General features: G+C 66.4%; 18 protein-coding genes and 1 tRNA gene. 14 read left to right on the forward strand and 5 right to left on the reverse strand.

What is annotated here, in order from left to right; translation table 11 throughout:
- Nucleotides 1–215: 215 nt before the first annotated feature.
- Together ACEYYA_RS13765 and ACEYYA_RS13770 are read right to left on the reverse strand one after the other, a co-directional pair.
- The gene (locus tag ACEYYA_RS13765) at nt 216–755 is read right to left on the reverse strand and encodes a hypothetical protein (protein WP_374801491.1); all 540 of its coding nucleotides are present in this window, start codon (nt 753–755) and stop codon (nt 216–218) included.
- Nucleotides 756–779: 24 nt separating this feature from the next.
- Complete coding sequence (locus ACEYYA_RS13770; RefSeq protein ID WP_374801492.1) at nt 780–1205, reverse strand: hypothetical protein; 426 nt, start codon at nt 1203–1205, stop codon at nt 780–782.
- A 347-nt stretch (nt 1206–1552) separates the two neighbouring features.
- On the opposite strand from ACEYYA_RS13770, the gene ACEYYA_RS13775 reads away from it, so the two are divergent.
- The 7 genes from ACEYYA_RS13775 to ACEYYA_RS13805 all read left to right on the forward strand — a co-directional run bounded on the left by ACEYYA_RS13775 (nt 1553) and on the right by ACEYYA_RS13805 (nt 9792).
- Complete coding sequence (locus tag ACEYYA_RS13775; RefSeq protein WP_374801493.1) at nt 1553–2572, forward strand: putative 2-aminoethylphosphonate ABC transporter substrate-binding protein; 1020 nt, start codon at nt 1553–1555, stop codon at nt 2570–2572.
- Nucleotides 2569–3744 carry a putative 2-aminoethylphosphonate ABC transporter ATP-binding protein gene (locus ACEYYA_RS13780; protein ID WP_374801494.1) on the forward strand — a complete coding sequence of 392 codons (1176 nt, stop codon included), beginning with the start codon at nt 2569–2571 and terminating at the stop codon, nt 3742–3744. The genes ACEYYA_RS13775 and ACEYYA_RS13780 overlap by 4 nt, the downstream gene beginning before the upstream one ends.
- Nucleotides 3737–5758: a putative 2-aminoethylphosphonate ABC transporter permease subunit gene (locus tag ACEYYA_RS13785; protein ID WP_374801495.1), complete on the forward strand. Its 2022-nt coding sequence runs from the start codon at nt 3737–3739 to the stop codon at nt 5756–5758. Before ACEYYA_RS13780 ends, ACEYYA_RS13785 begins: the two co-directional genes overlap by 8 nt.
- Nucleotides 5755–6897 (forward strand): TIGR03364 family FAD-dependent oxidoreductase, encoded by a 1143-nt coding sequence (locus ACEYYA_RS13790; RefSeq protein WP_374801496.1) that lies wholly within the window; start codon nt 5755–5757, stop codon nt 6895–6897. Before ACEYYA_RS13785 ends, ACEYYA_RS13790 begins: the two co-directional genes overlap by 4 nt.
- Complete coding sequence (phnX, locus tag ACEYYA_RS13795) at nt 6894–7703, forward strand: phosphonoacetaldehyde hydrolase (protein ID WP_374801497.1); 810 nt, start codon at nt 6894–6896, stop codon at nt 7701–7703. Before ACEYYA_RS13790 ends, phnX begins: the two co-directional genes overlap by 4 nt.
- A gap of 150 nt (nt 7704–7853) precedes the next feature.
- Nucleotides 7854–7938 (forward strand) — tRNA-Leu (locus ACEYYA_RS13800).
- A gap of 54 nt (nt 7939–7992) precedes the next feature.
- Complete coding sequence (locus ACEYYA_RS13805) at nt 7993–9792, forward strand: ABC transporter transmembrane domain-containing protein (protein ID WP_374801498.1); 1800 nt, start codon at nt 7993–7995, stop codon at nt 9790–9792.
- Nucleotides 9793–9900: 108 nt separating this feature from the next.
- Here ACEYYA_RS13805 and ACEYYA_RS13810 read toward each other — a convergent pair whose 3' ends face one another.
- Complete coding sequence (locus ACEYYA_RS13810; RefSeq protein WP_374801499.1) at nt 9901–10446, reverse strand: CAP domain-containing protein; 546 nt, start codon at nt 10444–10446, stop codon at nt 9901–9903.
- A 192-nt stretch (nt 10447–10638) separates the two neighbouring features.
- Between ACEYYA_RS13810 and lysM the strand changes: the two genes are divergently transcribed.
- From lysM to ACEYYA_RS13835, 5 genes are all read left to right on the forward strand, one after another.
- Entirely contained in the window at nt 10639–11187 is a 549-nt protein-coding gene (gene lysM / locus ACEYYA_RS13815; RefSeq protein WP_374801500.1) for a peptidoglycan-binding protein LysM, read from the forward strand.
- Between the two features lie 143 nt (nt 11188–11330).
- A complete protein-coding gene (locus tag ACEYYA_RS13820) occupies nt 11331–13217 on the forward strand; it encodes an acyl-CoA synthetase (protein ID WP_374801501.1) in 1887 nt (628 codons plus the stop codon).
- Nucleotides 13218–13268: 51 nt separating this feature from the next.
- Nucleotides 13269–13769, forward strand: a complete 501-nt coding sequence (locus ACEYYA_RS13825) for an alkylphosphonate utilization protein (protein WP_374801502.1) — start codon at nt 13269–13271, stop codon at nt 13767–13769.
- 9 nt (nt 13770–13778) lie between these two features.
- Entirely contained in the window at nt 13779–14546 is a 768-nt protein-coding gene (locus ACEYYA_RS13830; protein WP_374801503.1) for a bestrophin-like domain, read from the forward strand.
- Between the two features lie 50 nt (nt 14547–14596).
- On the forward strand, nt 14597–14797 hold the full coding sequence (locus ACEYYA_RS13835; RefSeq protein ID WP_374801504.1) for a YgaP family membrane protein: 201 nt from the start codon (nt 14597–14599) through the stop codon (nt 14795–14797).
- Here ACEYYA_RS13835 and ACEYYA_RS13840 read toward each other — a convergent pair.
- A complete protein-coding gene (locus ACEYYA_RS13840) occupies nt 14794–16038 on the reverse strand; it encodes a UbiH/UbiF/VisC/COQ6 family ubiquinone biosynthesis hydroxylase (protein WP_374801505.1) in 1245 nt (414 codons plus the stop codon). The two genes, ACEYYA_RS13835 and ACEYYA_RS13840, sit on opposite strands and share 4 nt — an antisense overlap.
- 88 nt (nt 16039–16126) lie before the next feature.
- On the opposite strand from ACEYYA_RS13840, the gene ACEYYA_RS13845 reads away from it, so the two are divergent.
- Nucleotides 16127–17446: an amidase gene (locus tag ACEYYA_RS13845; RefSeq protein ID WP_374801506.1), complete on the forward strand. Its 1320-nt coding sequence runs from the start codon at nt 16127–16129 to the stop codon at nt 17444–17446.
- Here the strand turns inward: ACEYYA_RS13845 and topA are convergent.
- On the reverse strand, nt 17443–20055 hold the full coding sequence (gene topA / locus ACEYYA_RS13850) for a type I DNA topoisomerase (RefSeq protein WP_374801507.1): 2613 nt from the start codon (nt 20053–20055) through the stop codon (nt 17443–17445). The two genes, ACEYYA_RS13845 and topA, sit on opposite strands and share 4 nt — an antisense overlap.
- Before the next feature lie 193 nt (nt 20056–20248).
- Between topA and ACEYYA_RS13855 the strand changes: the two genes are divergently transcribed.
- Nucleotides 20249–20605 carry an MliC family protein gene (locus ACEYYA_RS13855; RefSeq protein WP_374801508.1) on the forward strand — a complete coding sequence of 119 codons (357 nt, stop codon included), beginning with the start codon at nt 20249–20251 and terminating at the stop codon, nt 20603–20605.
- Nucleotides 20606–20693: the final 88 nt, after the last annotated feature.

Here is a 20693-nt window from a genome sequence, read left to right on the forward strand (position 1 = left end):
AGGTTGCTCATGATCCAGTCTCCTTGCGGAGCGTGAATCAGGCCGCATCCAAAAGATCAATGGGTCCTGACCCTAGCAATGTTCTTCGTAACGATCAGATGAAACGCGGCGGCAGCCGCGCCGGCCCGGAGGCGAACGCGCTTCCACATTGCGCTGTAGAGAGCCGGAGGGCCGCCAGTAACAATGTCCCGGCGCATTAGCGCCGGGTCCGCATATCAGCTTGAAGGCACAAGCGCTCGTGGTTGCCGAACGCAAAGATCGGAAACCGGCAAGAACGTCTCTATGAGAAGGTGCGGCCTTGGCGCGGTCATTTCGGATGCAGCGACATATCTCAAGGCGTATTCGGACGCCGCCGTGTGCAGCCCATTAATGGCAGCGAGGTATTCTTCCAGAAGGGCCACGGGATCATCATCAAAATGATCCGGCCATTTCCCATCGGCTTGGGCGTTCTGCCAAACCTTCCGAGCTTCCGATGCAGCCTCATCTCGCAGAAGTTGGTTTAGATCATCCGCCCAAAGCGCCGCGATGCTGTGCCCATATTTCTTTTTCACATCGTCAAGCGTGAGGCCCGCCCCAAGCAGATTTGCTTTTAGCAGCACCTCAATTCCTTGGGCTGTGAGATGGAGGACCGGAGTAAATAGCACTCTGGATGACTGGTATTCCTCCGACCGCCGGAGCACGTCTGCTGCGGTCAAGAATCGCTTGGCCGTTGCGAGCAGCTTCCAATGATCGGTATCGCTAAATTGCTCGGTCACGGCCCCTCGCTGCTTCTGCCAACCTCAGCGAGCAGGCGCGGGACTGGAGGGCAACGGTGCGGCCAGTCGCATCAAAGCCGACACTCCAACGAAGCCACCGCCGACCAGACAGAAGATTTGCCGCCAGATTTCAGAGGGCACCGCCTCTTTGGTGACGCCATAGACCAGCGCATAACCCGCGACTGCGGCGGGTGCGGCAAAGATCAACGCCACGATCAAGCGAAGGATGGGAGTGCGCAACGTCTCGAACAGCAGGGCGAGGATGCCAAACGCCACGCCAGCGGAAACGAGGCCGACCAGTCCGGCACCTACCACGCCGGAGCCGGTCTGATAGGCGAATTGCGCAGCGGTCAATCCAAGCATGAAGGGCAGAGCATAGACTGCGAGCTTGTAGGCCATGACGCAAAGGACGGCGACTAGCGCCACGCTCATCAACACCACGGCTACCATGGTTCTGCTCCTTCACGGTCTGCGCGGATTGCCGTTGCGTCGCTCCTGCGGTTGGGCACGGGCAACATAATGCCAACCCGTGCCCCGTCTGTCGACCATCGGCGGCTTTCAGGTGTCATTTTGGAGGGCTATAGCGTAGGTGTAGTTCTCGGTTTCTTCGTCTCCCGCCCGCCACTTTCTCCATCACGCTTCCCGCCCTGGCACCTGGCATCCGTCAGTCCCAACCCCCGACCGGTGGCGGTATCTGCCACCGTTGTGCCTTGCCATGAAACCGACACATTCAGGTCACGGGGGTGTCGCATTTGGCGTCTAGTGCCTGACGAATGTCAGGTTCAGGGAGACGCCCGATGAAGATCACGCATGTTATCGCGACGGCGGCTGTGGCCGCGTTGATGCAGGCTAGCGGCGCGGCGGCGCAGCAATTGACCGTCTATACCGCGCTCGAGGCGGATTTGCTGCCCGTTTACAAGGCCGGTTTCGAGGCGGCCAATCCGGGTATCACGATCGACTGGCTGCGCGACTCGACTGGCGTGATCACCGCCAAGTTGCTGGCCGAAAAGGATAATCCCCGCGCCGATGTGGTGTTGGGCACGGCTGCGACCTCGCTTTTGTTGCTCAAGGCCGAAGGGATGCTTGAGGGCTATGCACCTCAAGGCATCGACAAGCTGGACCCGCGTTTTGTCGATCAGGACACGCCGCCCGCCTGGGTTGGCACGAACGCCTGGGCGGCGGCGCTGTGCGTCAACACCGTCGAGATGGAAAAGGCCGGGGTGGCGGTGCCGACCTCATGGGCGGACCTGACCAAGCCCGACTACAAGGGCATGATCGTGATGCCCAACCCGGCCTCGTCCGGGACGGGCTTTCTGGATGTCTCGTCCTGGTTGCAGATGATGGGCGATGACAAGGGCTGGGCGTTCATGGACGCGCTGCACCAGAACATCGCCGCCTATACCCATTCGGGGTCCAAGCCCTGCACCATGGCGGCCGCCGGTGAACATCCGATCGGCATTTCGTTCGAGTTCCGTGCCCTGCGCCTGTTGAACGAAGGCGCGCCGCTGGCCGTGGTCATCCCGTCCGAGGGCATCGGCTGGGACATGGAGGCATCGGCGATCATCGCGGGCACGCCCAATCATGACGCGGCCACCGCGCTGATGAACTGGGCCGTGTCGGATGAGGCGATGGCGATCTATGCGCAGAACTATGCGATCCTGGCGAATGCGGCGCTGGAAAAGCCGGTGCCGAACCTGCCTGCCGACCTGCGCGGCAAGCTGATCGAAAACGACTTTGAATGGGCCGCCGCACATCGCGCCGCCATCCTGGAGGAATGGCAGAAACGCTACAATTCCAAGTCCGAGCCCAAGACATGATCCCGCAGGGCGGCGTCGCCACCCTGTCGCGGGCGACGGCTTCGCTGGCCAGTGCGGCGCTGTCGGATGACGCCTATCTGCGCATCCGGCGGGTGACCAAGCGGTTCGACAGCTTCACCGCCTTGCGCGATGTGTCGCTGGACATCCGCGAGGGCGAGTTCGTCTGTTTCCTGGGGCCGTCGGGCTGCGGCAAGACCACCTTGCTGCGCGCCATCGCCGGGCTGGACATCCAGACGCTCGGCACGATCCATCAGGCAGGGCGCGACATTTCCGCCCTGCCGCCCGAAGATCGTGATTTCGGCATCGTGTTTCAGTCCTATGCGCTGTTCCCGAACCTGACGGTGCGGCGCAATATCGCCTTCGGGCTGCAAAACCGCGGCCTGCCACGGGCCGAGATCGACCGCCGCGTGGCCGAGTTGCTGGGCCTGATCGGGCTTGCCGACAAGGCCGACCGCTATCCCGCCCAATTGTCGGGCGGCCAGCAACAGCGGGTGGCGCTGGCGCGCGCGCTTGCGCCCCGTCCCGGACTGATCCTCTTGGACGAGCCGCTCAGCGCGCTGGACGCCAAGGTCCGCATCCACCTGCGACATGAGCTGAAGCAGCTTCAGGCGCGGCTGGGCGTCACCACGATCATGGTCACCCACGATCAGGATGAGGCGCTTTCGCTGGCCGACCGGATCGTGGTCATGAACATGGGCGTTGTTGAACAGGTTGGCACCCCGGCCGAGATCTATGACCACCCCGCCACCCGCTTTGTCGCGGATTTCGTCGGCGCGATGACCTTTCTGCCGGGGGCGATGATGCGCGGCAACCGGGTTCGGCTTGGCGGGGCGGGCGATGCCGCGCATGAACTGCGCACCGGCGACCACCCCGATCTGGCCGGGCAGCCCGTCACCGTGGCGATCCGCCCCGAGGATGTGGTGCCGCTGGATGACCACGCCGAGGCGGCACCGGCCATCAACCGGCTCGACACCCGAATCGCCGCGATCGAGTATCAGGGGGCCTTTGCCCGGATTCGGCTGTGCCACGACGCATTGGGCGACGCGGCGTTGCTGGCGCAGTTTCCACAGGCGCTTGTGCGCCGCCGTGGCCTGTCGGTTGGCCAGAGCCTGCCGGTCTGCCTGCCGCAGGACCGCATCCGCGTCTTTGCCGGGGGCGCGGCGCATGGCTGAGGTCAGTTCGGGCGTGGGCGGTCTGGCTGCGCCGCCTGCCATCCGGCCCCGCTCGGGGCGCGATGACCGCATGATGCTGGCCTTTGTCGCCATGGTCGGGATCTACCTGATCGTGGCCCTTGCGCTGCCGCTGGGCGTCATGCTGTGGAAATCGACGCAGGTGCGCAGCTTCGATTATGACGCCTATCAGGTGCAGGTGAACACCGGCACGGGCTTTGTCGATCTGGGCAGCCTTGCCGATGCCGCCGACGGGCTGGGCCTGCCCGATGGTATCGCCCAGGGGCGGCGCGGCGCGTCGATAAGCGCGGCGACATTGTTTGCGCGTGGCCAGTTTCAGGGCCAGCCTGTCGTCGCCGCCCGAATCCGGCAGATCGACCAGGCAAACGGCGGCGCGCTTGAGATGCGCGGCACCCGCCTCGCCATCGGCGACTGGGCCGAGACTGACGCGCGCGGCTTGCGAAGCCTTGTGCTGCGCGCCGGATCCGTCACCTCGTTCGACAACTTCCGCACCTATTTCGGTGATCCCGCACTGTCGTCCTCGATCGGCAACAGTCTTGGGATCGCGCTGTTGACCACGATCATCACCGTGACGCTGGCCTTTGGGTTTGCCTATGCGCTGCATCGCACCTGCATGCCGGGGAAGGCGCTGTTGCAGACACTGGCGACGGTGCCGATCCTGGTGCCGTCGCTGCTGGCGGGGCTGTCGCTGGTTTATCTGTTCGGCAATCAGGGGCTGGCGCGGGGGCTGCTGTTCGGCGGCAGTATCTATGGCGTGCCGGGCATCGTGCTGGGCTGCGTGTTCTTCACCTTTCCCCATGCGCTGCTGATCATCTCGACCGCGCTGCGGATATCGGACGCGCGGCTTTACGAGGCGGCGCGGGTGCTGCGTGCCTCGGGCTGGCGGACCTTCCTGACGGTGACGCTGCCGGGCGCGCGTTATGGGCTGATCTCGGCGGCCTTTGTCGTCTTTACCCTGACGATCACCGAGTTCGGCGTGCCCAAGGTGGTGGGCGGCGACGTCAGCGTGCTGGCGGTCGACATCTACAAGCAGGTCGTCGGGCAGCAGAACTTTGCCATGGGCGCGGTGGTGTCGGTGGTGCTGATGATCCCTGCCGTGGTGGCCTTTGGCGTCGATCGCTGGGTGACAGCGCGGCAGGTGGCGCTGCTTTCGGCCCGGGCGGTGCCCTATGCGCCGAGGCCGAACCGGCTGGTCGACCGCGCGGCGCTGGTGTTCTGCGCGCTGGTCGCGGGCTATCTGCTGGTGATCCTTCTGGTCGCGCAATATGCGGCGCTGATCCGGTTCTGGCCCTACAACACCCAGTTGACGCTTCGCCACTACAGCTTTCAGGGCGTCGATGGCGGGGGCTGGGCAAGCTATGGTAACTCGCTTTGGCTGGCGGGGCTGACGGCGGTGATCGGCACGCTGGTGGTGTTTGTCGGCGCCTATGCGGTGGAAAAGGGACGCGGCTTTGCCTGGCCGCGCGCGGTTGTGCAGTTCCTGGCGATGCTGCCGATGGCGGTGCCGGGCATGGTGCTGGGGCTGTCCTACATCTTTTTCTTCAACAACGCCGCCAATCCGCTGAATGCGATTTACGGCACCATGGCCATTCTGGTGCTGTCCACGATCACGCATTTCTACACCGTGTCGCACCTGACTGCGCTGACCGCGCTGAAAGCGATGGACCGCGAGTTCGAGGCCGTCGCCGCCTCGCTGAAACAGCCGGTGACGCGGATGTTCACCCGCGTGTCGATGCCGATCTGCCTGCCCAGCATGATCGACGTGGGCTTTTATCTGTTCGTCAATGCGATGACGACCGTCTCGGCGGTTGTGTTCCTTTATGCGGCCGGCACGACGCTGGCGGCGGTCGCGGCGTTGAACATGGATGACGCAGGCCAGATCCAGGCCGCCGCCGCCATGTCGCTGCTGATTCTTTACACCAATCTGGTCGCGCGGCTGATCCATGCCGGACTGACCCGGATGCTGGCCCGCAGCCAGGACTGGAGGGCACGATGACCCAGGATGGCTATGATCTGATCGTCGTTGGGGCGGGGATCGTCGGGCTGGCACATGCGTTGGCGGCGCGCAGGCGCGGCCTGTCCGTGGCGGTGATCGACCGTGAGGTCGAGGCCATCGGCGCATCGGTGCGCAACTTCGGCTTTGTGACCGTCACCGGCCAGCAGGCGGGTGAATGCTGGCACCGCGCCATGCGCTCACGCGATGTCTGGGCGGAGGTCGCGCCCCAGGCCGGGATCCGCATCGAACATCAGGGCCTGTGGGTCGTGGCCCGCCGACCCGAGGCGATGGCCGTGCTCGAGGCGTTTCAGGCCACCGAGATGGGCCGCGATTGCCGGCTGCTGGGCGGCGCGGACCTGCGCCGCGAACAGGGCGCCGTGCTGGCCGATGGCGACTTTGCCGGCGCGCTTTGCAGCCCGCATGAACGCCGCGTGGAAAGCCGGGATGCGATCCCGCGCCTGGCCGGCTGGCTTGAGGCCGCCATGGGTGTGCGCTTTCTGCGCCGTACGCTGGTTACCGATGTGGCGCCGGGCCGGGTCGTCACCACGGCGGGGGTGCTGCGCGCCGATCACGTCGTGGTCTGCCCCGGCGATGATCTGCTGGGCCTGTTCCCCGACCGGATCGCCGCCCTGGGCATCACCCGCTGCCGCTTGCAGATGATGAAGGTGATGCCCGAAGATCCGGGCTTTCGCCTGCCAGGATCGGTGATGTCGGACCTGTCGCTGGTGCGCTATCTGGGCTATGCAGAATTGCCGCAGGCGGCGGCGCTGCACGCCCGGCTGCGCGCCGAACAGCCCGCGCATCTGGATCACGGCATCCACCTGATCGCGGTGCAGGGGGCTGATGGCGGGCTGATCGTCGGTGACAGCCACCATTACGAAACCAGCCCCTCGCCCTTTGCGCGCGAGGATGTGGACCGGCTGATGCTGGACGAACTGCACGCGGTGCTGCGGCTGCCCGGCGCGCGCGTGACCGAACGCTGGATGGGCACCTATGCCAGCCTTCCCGACCGGCTGATGGTGCGCGACGCGCCCGCCGACGGGGTGCGGCTGGTGATCGTGACCTCGGGGACCGGGGCCAGCACCGCCTTTGCCATTGCCGAGGAAACCATCGCCGACTTGCTGGGGGATACCGCATGAGCACGCTGAAACTGGCCGCCGTTGTCTTTGACTGGGCCGGAACGATCATCGACCATGGCTCGCAGGCGCCGATGGGGGTGTTCGTTCAGGCCTTCGCCCGCTTCGGCGTCACGCTGACCGTGGATGAGGCGCGCGGCCCGATGGGCATGGCCAAGCGCGACCATATTCGCGCGCTGATGGCCCTGCCGCGCATTGCGAAGGCCTGGGAAACGGCCCATGGCGCGCCCCCGACCGAAGCCGATATCGATGCCGTCTATGACGTGTTCGTGCCGATGAACGTCGCTGTCGTCACCGACTATGCCACGCTGATCGACGGCGCCGCCGAGACCGTGGCCCGCGCCCGTGCCCGCGGGCTGAAGATCGGATCGACCACCGGCTACACGCGCGAGATCATGGCCCCGCTGCTGCCGCTGGCCGCCGATCAGGGCTATGCGCCCGACAATCTGGTCTGCGCGGGCGATCTGTCGCAGGGCCGCCCCACGCCGCTGATGATGTATCGCTGCTTTCAGGATCTGGACGTCTGGCCCGCCGCAGCGGTGGTCAAGGTCGACGACACCGAGGTCGGGATCGCCGAAGGGTTGAACGCCGGTTGCTGGACGGTGGGCGTGGCAATGACCGGCAACGTCTTTGGCCTGAATGCCCAGGAAACCGCCGCTTTGGATGAGGCCGAGCGTGAACGGCTGCGGACACAGGCCCATGCCCGGCTGACCCGCGCGGGGGCGCATTTCACCATCGATTCCGTGGCCGATCTGGATGGGGTGCTGGATGTGATCGACGGCGCCTTGGCACGCGGCGAAAGGCCCTGACCTGCGACACGCGCCTGCGACGCCTGCCTGCGGCGCGATCGGGGCTTGGAAATGCCGGGGCCAGCGGCTACCACGGGCGCGCGATCCGGGCGCTGCCTTGATCGGGCAGGTGGCGCACGCGCCGCCCCCGATCCAGCCGCGCGGTCGCTGGCGGGCGTGGCGGAATGGTAGACGCATGGGACTTAAACTCCCTGGGCCGCAGGCCGTGCGGGTTCAAGTCCCGCCGCCCGCACCAATGGACTTTCGCCGCAGCGGTGCCTAAATGCGCCCCGCGACCAAGGGGGGCAGCATGGCACGACGGACAGCGGCGGCAGAGGCGGCAGGGCAGGATCGCCCGGTGACGCGAAAGGTGGGCGCGCTGCGGGGGCTGTGGCCCTTTGTGGCGCCCTATCGGCTGCTGATGCTGGCGGCGCTGGCCGCGCTGGTGCTGACCGCCGGGATCAACCTGGTGCTGCCCTTGGCGGTGCGTCGCGTGGTTGACGGCTTCAACGAAGGCTCGCTGCTGCTGGATGAATATTTCATCGCCGCGCTGGTCATCGTGGCGCTGCTGGCGCTGGGCACCGGCCTGCGTTACGCGCTGGTCACGCGGCTGGGCGAACGCGTCGTCGCCGATATCCGCACCGCCGTCTTTTCCCGCGTCATGGGCATGTCGCCCGCGTTTTTTGAACGCATCCTGACCGGAGAGATCATCAGCCGCATCACCACCGACACCACGCTGATCCTGTCGGTGATCGGCTCATCCGTCTCGGTCGCACTGCGCAACATGCTGGTGTTCGTGGGCGGGCTGACCATGCTGCTGTTCACCTCGGCCAAGCTGACGGGGCTGGTGCTGCTGATCGTGCCGGTGGTGGTGGTGCCGATCATCCTGCTGGGCCGCAAGCTGCGCCAGCAAAGCCGCGACAACCAGGACTGGATCGCCTCATCGGCCGGTTCGGCCTCGGAATCGCTGCTGGCGGCGCAGACGGTGCAGGCCTTCACCCACGAAACCATCACCCGCGCCGATTTCGCCCATGTGACCGAACGCGCCTATGACAGCGCGCGCGAACGCATCCGGACCCGCGCGCAACTGACGGTGATCGTCATCTTCCTGGTTTTCGCCGGGGTGATCGGCGTGCTGTGGGTCGGCGCGCGCGATGTCGAAACCGGGCTGATGAGCGTCGGCGAATTGGTGCAATTCGTCATCTACGCGATCATGGTGGCCGGTTCGGTCGGCGCCTTGTCGGAAATCTGGGGTGAGTTGCAGCGCGCCGCGGGCGCCACCGAACGGCTGGTCGAACTGCTGGGGGCCGAGGACAGCGTGGCTGATCCGGCGCAACCGGTGCCGCTGCCGCGCCCGGTGCGCGGCGCCATCGGCTTTCAGGATGTCAGCTTCCACTATCCGTCGCGCCCCGATGTCTCGGCGCTGAAGGATGTCACACTGGACGTCCGCCCGGGCGAGACCGTGGCACTGGTCGGCCCCTCGGGCGCGGGCAAGACAACAGTTATCCAGATGATCCAGCGGTTCTGGGATCCCGACCATGGCCGCGTCACCATCGACGGCATCGACCTGCGCACCATGGCGCGCGCCGATTTCCGCCAGGCGATCGCGCTTGTGCCGCAGGATCCGGTGATCTTCGCCGCCTCGGCACGCGACAACATCCGCTTCGGTCGCCCCGGCGCCACCGATGCCGAGGTCGAGGACGCCGCCCGCGCCGCCCATGCGCATGACTTCCTGACTGCGCTGCCGCAGGGGTATGAGACCTTCGTGGGCGAACGCGGGGTCATGCTGTCGGGCGGCCAGAAACAGCGTATCGCCATTGCCCGCGCCATCCTGCGCGACGCCCCGATCTTGCTGCTGGATGAGGCGACAAGCGCGCTGGACAGCGAAAGCGAACGCGCGGTTCAGGCCGCCGTCGACCGTCTGTCGCAGGATCGCACGACGCTGATCGTCGCGCACCGGCTGGCCACGGTGAAAAAGGCCGACCGCATCGTCGTCTTTCAGGATGGCCGCATCGTTGCCCAGGGCAGCCATGATCAGCTTGTGGCCGAGGGCGGGCTTTACGCCCGCTTGGCCCGGCTGCAATTCACCGATGGCGCGGCGGACCTGTAGGCGGCGAAATATCCGTATTTGTCAAATGGGGGGCCGAAGAGCCCGGCCTTTCCCTTCTTTCTTGTCACAAATACGCAAATCCTGCCCGTGCCACAGGCGGCCGGCAACCTATCGCGGCTGCGCGTAAACCGCCGCCCAGAACACCGTGCGTCCGTCGGATCCGATGGCGCGGCCGATCCCGACCTCACGCAGGGAGGGGATCATGATGTTCGACAGATGCCCTTGCGAGCCGTTCCATTCGGCCAGCACCCGCGCGCGGTCAAACGGCCCGGCGGCGATGTTTTCCGCGGTCAGCGCGGGGCGATAGCCCTGCGCCTTGACGCGCTGCGACGGGCCGGTTGTGGTCGATCCCTGATGCGCCATCAGCCCGCGCTGCGCCATGTCGCAGGCATGGGCCGCTGCCGCTTTTGCCAGCCGATCATTGGCCTTGACCGGCGCCAGACCCGACCGCGCGCGGGCGGCATTGGTCGCCGCCGCCGCCGCAGCATTGTCTGCTGCCGTGGTGGCGACGCAGGTGGCCTTGCCCGGCGCACTGGCCTGAACATCGGGATAGTCGCTGCTGCCATGGCTGGTGGCGGGCTGCACCGTGCGGGTGGTCGTGCAGGCCGCCAGGGCGGCGATCAGGGGCAGGGCCAACAGGGTGGTCGTTCTCATGGGCGGTCCTTCATCATTGCGTGACATGGGCGGGTTACATGGCGGCATACGGCCCAAAGTTGAAGAAAGGGTTCCCATCGGTTGACATGACGTTGGGTCATTCGCGTCATCGGGAACCCGCGCCCCCGGCCTGCGTTGCGGTGCTAGACCACCGCCCTCTGGCGGGCAAAGCTGTTCAGGAAAGGACGACCGATGGCAATCTGGGATTTCGTGAAAGACGCGGGCAAGTCGCTGTTCGGGGGTGCTGCCGAAGCTGCCGAACCAAAGGCTGCCGCACAGACGGCGGATGTCGATCCGGTTCAGGCCCAGGTCGCCGCGCTGCAAAAAGAGGTCGCGGATCTGGGGATCAGCGGCGACGACATTCGCCTGCGCCTGTCGGGTGACACCGTGTCGATCATCGGCAAGGTCAAGGATGCGGCCACCGCCGAAAAGCTGATCCTGGCGGTCGGCAATGTCAAAGGCATCGCCCGCGTCAACGCGGATGAGCTGGATTACCCGCGCCCCGCCGCCAAGGCCGCCGACGCTGACGCGCCCAAGGCTGATGCGGCCAAGGCCCAGACCCAGGCCGCTGACGGCGCGGTGTTCTATACCGTGAAAAAGGGCGACACGCTGTCGGAAATCGCGCAGAAAACCCTGGGCAAGGCCAATCGCTACAACGATATTTTCGAGGCGAACAAGCCGATGCTGAGCCATCCCGACAAAATCTATCCGGGCCAGGTGCTGCGCATTCCGCAGGCCTGATCCGCACCAGATCGACATCAAGGCGGTGGTGACGTGACGTTGCCACCGCCGCTTTGACTTGCCCTGCGGCGCCTTTCTTTTCATGCTGTTGCGATACCCGCGCGGGATCGCCGCGGGATGGGGACGAACGAAGGGGGGACGCCATGCCGACATTTGCCTCGGTGCAGGATCGCGACACGATCGAACAGGAAATGCCCTGGGCCGATCGCGCGCGCCCGCAAACGATGTATCAGTTCATCACCGAGACGATGAACCGCCACGGCGACCGCCCGGCGATCAGTTTCCAGATCTTTTCCGGCGAAAAGGACAAGGCCGTCACTTTGACCTGGCGGCAGTTCCATGGCCGCGTGACGCAGACCGCAAACCTGCTGCGCAGCCTGGGCGTGGGCGAAAGCGATACGGTCGCCTATCTCCTGCCCAACTCGCTGGACACCGCGCAGGTGCTGCTGGGCGGCTCGATTGCCGGGATCGTCAATCCGATCAACCCTTTGCTGGAACCCGAGCAGATCGGCGCCATCCTGCGCGAGACCCGCGCCAAGGTGCTGGTCACGCTGCGCGCCTTTCCCAAGACCGATATCGCCCAGAAGGCCGCCGAGGCCGTCAAGCACGCGCCCAATGTGAAAACCGTGCTCGAGGTCGATCTGGTCCCCTATCTGTCGGGGCTGAAGCGCGCCATCGTGCCGATGATCCGCCCCAAGGTCGCGGTGGCGCACAAGGCCGACGTGCTGAACTATGGCGCCGAACTGGCCCGCCACCCCGCAGACCGGCTGACCTTTGCCGATGCCAAGGGCGACCGCGTGGCGGCCTATTTCCACACCGGCGGAACCACCGGGATGCCCAAGGTCGCACAGCACAAGTATTCGGGGATGATCTACAACGGCTGGCTGGGTGCCAACCTGCTGTTTGATGAAACCGATGTGCTGATCTGCCCCTTGCCGCTGTTTCACGTTTTCGCGGCCTATCCCGTGCTGATGTCGGTGATCGCGGCGGGGGCGCATGTCGTGCTGCCCACCCCGGCTGGCTATCGCGGTGACGGCGTGTTCGACAACTTCTGGAAGCTGATCGAACGCTGGAAGGTGACCTTCCTGATCACCGTGCCGACGGCGATTTCGGCGCTGATGCAGCGCCCGGTGAATGCCGATGTCTCGACCCTGAAAACCGCGATTTCGGGCTCGGCCGCGCTGCCGATCGAACTTTACAACCGCTTCAAGGCCGCCACCGGCGTCGAGATCGCCGAAGGCTACGGCCTGACCGAGGCGACTTGTCTGGTGTCCTGCAACCCGGTCGATGGGCTGAAAAAGGTCGGCTCGGTCGGCGTGCCGCTGCCCTATACCCATGTCCGCATCCTGCGCCACACCGCCCAGGGGCATGAGGAATGCGGCATCGACGAGATCGGTGAAATCTGCGTGGCCAACCCCGGCGTGTTCTCGGGTTCGACCTATACCGAGGCCGACAAGAACCATGACCTGTTCGCGGAAGGCGTGTTCCTGCGCACCGGCGATCTGGGGCGGCTGGATGCCGACGGCTATCTGTGGATTACCGGGCGGGCCAAGGATCTGATCATCCGCGGCGGCCACAATATCGACCCCGCCGAGATCGAAGAAGCGATGCTGTCGCACCCTGCCGTCGCCTTTGCCGGGGCCATCGGTCAGCCCGACAGTTTCGCGGGCGAATTGCCCTGCTGCTATGTCGAACTGGTGGCAGGCGCCACCGCCACGGTCGAGGAACTGGCCGAACATGCCCGTAGCCATGTGCATGAACGCGCCGCGATCCCCAAGCATATGGAAATCCTGCCGGAACTGCCGAAAACGGCGGTCGGCAAGATCTTCAAGCCCGACCTTCGCAAGCTGGCCATCGCCCGCGTCCTGAATGAGGCTTTGACCACCGCCGGTCTGCCCGCCCAGGTGGTGCGCGTGACCGAGGATAAAAAGCGCGGTCTGGTCGCCTATCTGGAACGCAGCGGCGATTGCGACGAGGCCGCCCTGCGTCAGAAACTGGGTGAGTTCACCGTTCCGTGGGAATGGGCTTGAGCCGCTGACCCACGCGGGTCTATCAGGGGGCAGCATGTGAAAGGCCCCCTGATGACGCTTTCTTCCGAACTGTCTGCCCGCTCGGGCGGTTACTGCGAGTTTTGCGGCAGCGATGCCGATCTGGCCGAGGCGGATGGCATCGCCCAATGCGCGACCTGCCGAACCGAGGATGCCGCTTCGGCCCATTGGCGCTGCCTTGAGGGCGCGGCGTGGTCGGTGGAACCCGATGTGCAGCGCGCCGTCTGGCTGAAGCTGTCGGTCATCGACGCCGATTGGGCGCGCGATGTGCTGTCGGGCATGACCCGCCCTGATGGGCTACCCAGCGACGAAGCGGCGGTGATCCACCGCGACAGCAACGGCGCGGTTCTTGAACAGGGCGACACCGTGACCCTGATCAAGGATCTGCCGGTCAAGGGCGCGGGCTTCACCGCCAAGCGCGGAACCGCCGTGCGCGGCATCAGCCTGGTCCCCGACAATGCCGCCCAGATCGAGGGCCGGGTCGAGGGGCAGCGCATCGTCATCCTGACGGAGTTCGTCAAGAAGCAGAAATAGGGGCGCGCGATGAACTGGCTGGCCTATGAACATTACGCCTATGCGGGGGTGGCGGTCATCGGCACGCTGGCGGCGGTCTGGCTGGTCGGGCAGGTGCTGCACAGCGCGCGCGGCCAGACGCTGCTGGCGCCTTGGCATGGCGTGGTGCCGCCCTTCATCAACATCATCGGCGTGCTGTTCGGGCTGACGCTGGCCTTTATCGGCAATGACACCTGGTCGTCGCGCGACCGGGCCATGGATGCGGTGTTCCGCGAAGGCGACGGGCTGCGCGCGCTGCTTGTGCTGGCCGACACCTTGCCCGCGCCGCAGGGGCCAGCCTTGGCGGCGCAGGTGCGCGGTTACGGGCAGGCTTTGGCCGCCGAATGGCCCGCCCTACGCGACCGCCGCGCCGATCCGGCGGCGGGGCAGGCCGCCGACCGCCTGTTGGCCGCCATCGCCGCGCCGGGCGTCGCGCAGGCCGGGGGCGAGAATGTCCAGCAGGTGATGCTGGCCAAGACCATCGAGATCCGGTCCGAACGCGACCTGCGCGTCAGCCTGTCGCGCACCCATCTGAACCCGCTGAAATGGCTGGGCATGGCGTTCCTGGGGCTGATCACCATCCTGTCCATCGCCGCCGTCCATATCGGCGCGCCGCGCGCGGCGATGGCGGCGATCTGGCTGTTCGCCTTGGCCGCCGCGCCCTCATCCGCCATCGTGCTGGTGCAGGGCAACCCGTTCCAGCAGCCCGCCGCCATCAGCCCCGATCCGATCCTCGCCGCGATTGGCGGCTTGCAGTAACATTCCCTATCGTGCATATGTTGGCGAACAGCGAACGCACGGAGGGCATGATGACTGTTGGACGCGCTTTGCTGGCCTTTGCCGGGATCATGGTGCTGATTTCGGTCGCGCTGAGCCATTGGGTGCATCCCAACTTCGTCTGGCTGACGGTGTTCGTCGGCGCCAACCTGCTGCAATCGGCCTTCACCGGCTTTTGCCCGGCGGTCAGGATCCTGTCGAAGCTGGGCTTTCGCCCCGGCCCCGCCTTCTAGGGGCGCTGGCCGGTCAACAGCTTGGGCTGCGGCGCGCCCATCGGTGGCCGCAGCCCGGCCGCAGTGCGCATGAAGCCGCGCCGCAGCGGGCCGATGGCATTGACCAGCCCCATGCCTAGATGGCGGCCCAGTTTCAGCACCGGATTGGCGTTGGAAAACAGCCGGTTGACCGCATCCATCCCCAGGGCCAGCGTGGTCGAATCAAACCGCCGCCAGGATTGATAGCGATCCAGCGTGACAGGGCTGCCGATATCCTCGCCGCGGCGGCGGGCCTCGATCAGCACCTCGGCCAGGGCGGCGACATCGCGCAGGCCCAGGTTCAGCCCCTGACCGGCAATCGGATGCACACCATGCGCGGCATCGCCGATCAGCGCGATGCGCGGGCCGATGTAATCGCGCGCCAGCGTCAGGTTCAGCGGATAGGTAAAGCGCGGCCCGGCCAGCCGGATCGACCCCAGGAAATCGCCAAAGCGCGGGCGCAGCACCGCGAGAAAGGCTGCGTCATCCAGGCTGGCGATGGCGCGGGCGTTGGTGTCGGTCTCGCTCCAGACGATTGAACTGCGGTTGCCGGGGGGCAGGGGCAGGATCGCGAGTGGGCCGTTTTCCATGAAGAACTGCCAGGCCACGCCGTCATGGGGCAGGTCGTGGTCGATGGCGCAGACAAGGGCGGTCTGGCCATAGCCCCAGCCCTCGCGCCGGATGCCCGCGCGTTCGGCAACACCCGACCGGCGACCATCCGCGCCGACGAGCAGCGCGGCGCGCAGGTGGCGGCCGTCCGACAGATCCACGGTCACCCCGCCGGGCGTGGTCGCCTGCGCCGTGACCCGGGTCTGCGGGATATGGGTGATGCGCGCATCGGCCTGCATCGCCGCCAGAAAGGCCGCATAAAGATGCCGATCCTCAAGCATATGGCCGACCGCGCCTTCCTCCAGCTCGGCGCTGTCGAAATGCAGGCCAAAGGGCAGGGGGCCTTCGCCCGCCGTCCCGCCGACCGCGCGCACGGCGGTCATCGGCTGCGCCTTGTCTGCCAGCCCCGGCCAGATGCCGATGGCCGTCAGCAGCCGCACCGAGGCCAGGGCAAGCGCATAGGCGCGCCCGTCAAAGGCCACATCCGCCCGCGCCCGCGCCGGTTCGGCATCGACCACCGCGACCCGCAACCCGCCCTGTGCCAAGGCCAAAGCCAGCGCCGGGCCGTTCAGCCCGCCGCCCGCGATCACCACATCATGATCCATCTGTTCCATCGGCGCAGGATAGCCCGCGCGCAAGGATTGTCCATGCGCTGCCGTGTCGCTAGGCTGCGCGCCAGCCACATCAGCCAGCCGAGGCATCATGTTTCCATCCGCCGCCGAGGAAGGCCGCGCCATCGCCGCCGGTCGCCTTGATCCCGTTTCCCGCACCGAACAGCGGCTGGAGCTGATCCGCAGCCATCCCGCCGGGGATCGCATCTTCGCCCATGTCTGCGCCGAACGCGCCCGGTCCGAGGCGATCGCCGCCCATGATCGGGTCAAGGCCGGGCTGGGGCGCGGGCCGCTGGATGGGGTTGCCCTGGCGTGGAAGGACAATATCGACGCCGCCAACATGCCCTGTCAGGCCGGGTCGCAGCTTCTGGCGCATTGCCTGCCCGGTGCCGACGCCCCGATTCTGGCGCGGGCGACGGCGCAGGGGGCGGTGTGTCTGGGTAAGACCCACATGACCGAACTGGCTTTTTCCGGGCTGGGCCTGAACCCGATGACAGCGACGCCGCCGAACGGCGTGGTGGCCGAACTCGCGCCGGGCGGGTCGTCGTCGGGTTCCGCCGTCGCGGTGGCGCTTGGGCTGGCGGCGGCGGCGGTCGGCTCGGACACCGGCGGGTCGATCCGGCTGCCCGCGGCCTGGAACGATCTGGTGGGCTTCAAGCCCGCGCATGGTCGGCTGCCGATGCAGGGCGTGGTGCCTTTGTGCCCGCGCTTTGACGTGGTGGGACCGATTGCCCGCACCGTGCAGGATTGCGCGTTGGTCTTTGGCCTTCTGGACGCCCGCCCGGCCCCCGATCTGCGCGATTCCAGCCTGACCGGCGCGCGCCTGCTGGTGATCGAGGGCGCGGCCTTCGATCAGATCCGCGACCTGCCGCAGCAGGGGTTCGAGGGCGCGGTCGACCGGCTGGCCGGGGCCGGTGCGCAGATCAGTCGCGCTACCTTGCCGCAGGTGGCCGAGGCGCTGGAACTGTCGCCCCTGCTGTTCGCGCCCGAGGCCTATGGCATCTGGGGCGCCACGATCGAGGCCGCACCGGATCGCATCTGGCCGCCCATCCGTGACCGGTTCCGGGGCGGGGCCGGGGTGCTGGCGGCCGATCATGTCGCCGCCTGGATGCGGTTGCACGATCTGCGCACAGCCTTCGCGGCGGCGACGGCGGGTTATGACGCGGTGATCTGGCCGACCAGCCCGATCCTGCCGCCCGATGCCGCGCGTCTGCTGGCCGATGCCGATTTCTTTGCTGCCGAGAACCTGCTGGCGCTGCGCAACACCCGCATCGGCAATATGCTGGATCTGGCCGCGATCACCCTGCCGACGGGGGTGCCGATGACCGGCATCATGCTGGCCGCGCAGCCGGGGGACGAGGCCCGCCTGCTGCGTCTGGCCGCTGCCGCCGAGGCCGCGCTGCTGGCCTAGCCTTCGGCGCTGTCGGCGGGCTTTGCGGCCTTTTTCGCGGCAGGCTTCTTGGCTGTGGCCTTTTTCGCGGCAGGCTTTTTCGCAGCAGGCTTTTTGGCTGCGGGCTTCTTCGCTGCCGCCTTCTTCGGCGCGGCCTTCTTGCCGCCCTTGGATGCCTTGGCCGCGATCAGCTCCAGCGCCTGTTCGACGGTCACCGTCTCGGGCGTGACGCCTTTGGGCAGGGTGGCGTTGACCTTGGCCCATTTCACATATGGACCATAGCGGCCATCCAGCACCTGAATCGCCCCGCCGTCGGGGTGATCGCCCAATTCGCGCAGCGCCTTGGCCGGGGCGGCGCGGCCGCGCACCTGCTTGGCCGCCAGCACCTCGACCGCGCGGTTCATGCCGATGGTGAACACCTCATCGACATCGGGCAGATTGGCGTATTTCGAGCCATGCTTGACGTAAGGACCAAAGCGGCCCAGCCCGGCCTCGACCAGAACGCCATCTTCGGGATGCGGGCCGACCGGACGCGGCAGCGACAGCAGCGCAAGCGCGCGGTCAAGGTCGATGCTGTCGGGCGCCCAACCCTTTGGCAGGCTGGCTCGGGGCGGCTTCGGCTGTTCCGCCGTCGCCTCGCCGCGCTGGACATAGGGGCCGAAGCGCCCGTTCTTCAGGTGAATGTCGTCGCCCGCGTCCTGACCCAGAACCCGTTCAGCCGCGCCCGGATCCTCGCCTTCGCCGGGGGCGGACAGGGGGCGGGTATAGCGGCATTCGGGATAATTGCCGCAGCCGATGAAGGCCCCGCCCGAGCGGGCGGTTTTCAGGTTCAGCCGCCCGATGCCGCAGGTCGGGCAGATGCGGGGGTCCGATCCGTCGGCGCGCGGCGGATACAGATGCGGCGCCAGAATGTCGTCGATCTGGGTCAGCACTTCGGTGATGCGCAGGTCCGACGTGCCCGCAAGCGCGGCCGAGAAATCCTTCCAGAACCGGCCCAAAACATCCAGATAGGCGCGCTGGCCGGACACGATTTCGTCCAGCGAATCCTCAAGCTGGGCGGTGAAATCATATTCGACATAGCGCGGGAAATAGCTGGCCAGAAAGGCGGTGACCAACCGGCCCTTGTCCTCGGCGATCAGGCGGTTCTTGTCCTTGCGGACATAATCGCGGTCCTGAATCGTGGTGACGATGCTGGCATAGGTCGAGGGGCGACCGATCCCCAGTTCTTCCATGCGCTTGACCAGCGTCGCCTCGGTATAGCGCGGCGGCGGCTGGGTGAAATGCTGTTCGGGCACCACGTCGCGCTTGGCGGCGGGTTCGCCCTGGCTGATGCGGGGCAGGCGGTTGCCATCCTCGCCATCCTCATCGTCGCGGCCCTGATCATAGACTTTCAGGAAGCCATCGAACACCACGACCTGACCGGTGGCGCGCAGGCCGACCTGCTGATCGGGCGATTGCACGGTGACCGCCGTGCGCTCCATCCGCGCCGATGCCATCTGACTGGCCAGGGTGCGCTGCCAGATCAGCGTGTAAAGACGGCGCTGATCGGCATCGTGAATTCCCGCCTTGTCGGGGCTGGCCGACATGTCGGTGGGGCGGATACATTCATGCGCTTCTTGCGCGTTCTTGGCCTTGTTCTTGTAGATCCGCGGGCTGGAGGGGACGTAATCCCCGCCAAAGCGTTTGCCGATCTCGGCGCGGGCGGCATTCACCGCCTCGGGGGCCATGTCGATGCCATCGGTCCGCATATAGGTGATGTGGCCGGCCTCATACAGGCGCTGCGCGGTCGACATGCAGGCCTTGGCGCCCATGCCCAGCTTGCGCGACGCCTCTTGTTGCAGGGTCGAGGTCATGAACGGCGGCCAGGGGTTGCGCGTCGCGGGCTTCGTCTCGACCTCGGTGACGGCCAGGTCGCGGGTGCTGATCGCCTGCACGGCCAGTTCGGCGGCCTCATGGCTGGCGATGTCGAATCGGTCCAGCTTCTTGCCGCCCAGGCTGACCAGGGCGGCCTGATATTCGGCACCCTCCGGCGTGGCCAGGGTGGCGGTCACGCTCCAGTATTCGCGGGCGCGGAAGGCCTCGATCTCCATCTCGCGGTCGACGATCAGGCGCAGGGCGACTGATTGCACACGGCCCGCCGATTTCGCGCCGGGCAGCTTGCGCCACAGCACCGGCGACAGGTTGAAGCCCACCAGATAATCCAGCGCCCGGCGCGCCAGATAGGCATCGACCATCTGCTGATCGATCTGGCGGGGATGCTTCATCGCCTCGCCCACGGCGGATTTGGTGATCGCGTTGAAGGTCACGCGATCGACCTTGGCACCCTTTTTCAGCTTGCCTTGCAGCGCCTCAAGCAAGTGCCAGGAAATCGCCTCGCCTTCACGGTCGGGGTCGGTGGCCAGAATCAGGTGATCGTCGGTCTTCAGCGCCTCGGCAATGGCGCGGACATGTTTCTTGCTGTCGGCCGCCACTTCCCATTGCATCGCGAAACCGTCATCGGGATCGACCGAACCATCCTTGGGCGGCAGGTCGCGGACATGCCCGTAAGAGGCCAGAACGATATGGTCGTCGCCCAGATATTTGTTGATGGTCTTGGCCTTGGCAGGGGATTCGACGACGACGACGGCCATGTGGACAGTCCGATTCAGGGGAAAAATGACCGGGTTACATGGGGCGGCAACCGGGTGATTGTCAACAATGCTGCGCAATCGGGGGTGGCGGGCCGGGGTGGCGGGTCTGGACGGGAACTGCATCTTTCCTGCGCGTGACCTGCGGGCAGTGTGGTATCATCGGGCCAGCAATCCAAAGGGGAACACGATGCGAATGACACGATTGATTGCGGGGCTGGCCATGGCGGGCGCTCTGGCTGGCTGCATGTCCGACGATCTTCAGACGGCAGGCGCCGATGTGGCCCGCGCCGATGCCTGGCCGATGACGCCCTATGACTGCAAGGGCGGGCAGGGGCTGGACGTGCGGTTTTCGCCCGATGGCAGCCAGGCGACGATCGACCAGATGGGCGAACGCATCCTGATGCAGCAGGTGCCCTCGGGTTCGGGTGCGCGTTACAAGGCGGTGGACAGCGATTACAGCTATGTGCTGGACACCAAGGGCAACTGGGCGGCGCTTTACGAAAGCGGCGACCGGGTGGTGCTGGACGATTGCCAGACGCCGCAGGTGTAAGCATTGCTTGACCGCCGGCGGGAACTTGGCTAGGGACCGCCGGTGGCCTTGCGCCGCATCAACAGAACCAAGAAAAGCCGTGTCCGCC

Origin of the sequence: Paracoccus zhouxuedongae (assembly GCF_041927815.1) — a bacterium.
Classification (GTDB): Bacteria; Pseudomonadota; Alphaproteobacteria; order Rhodobacterales; family Rhodobacteraceae; genus Paracoccus.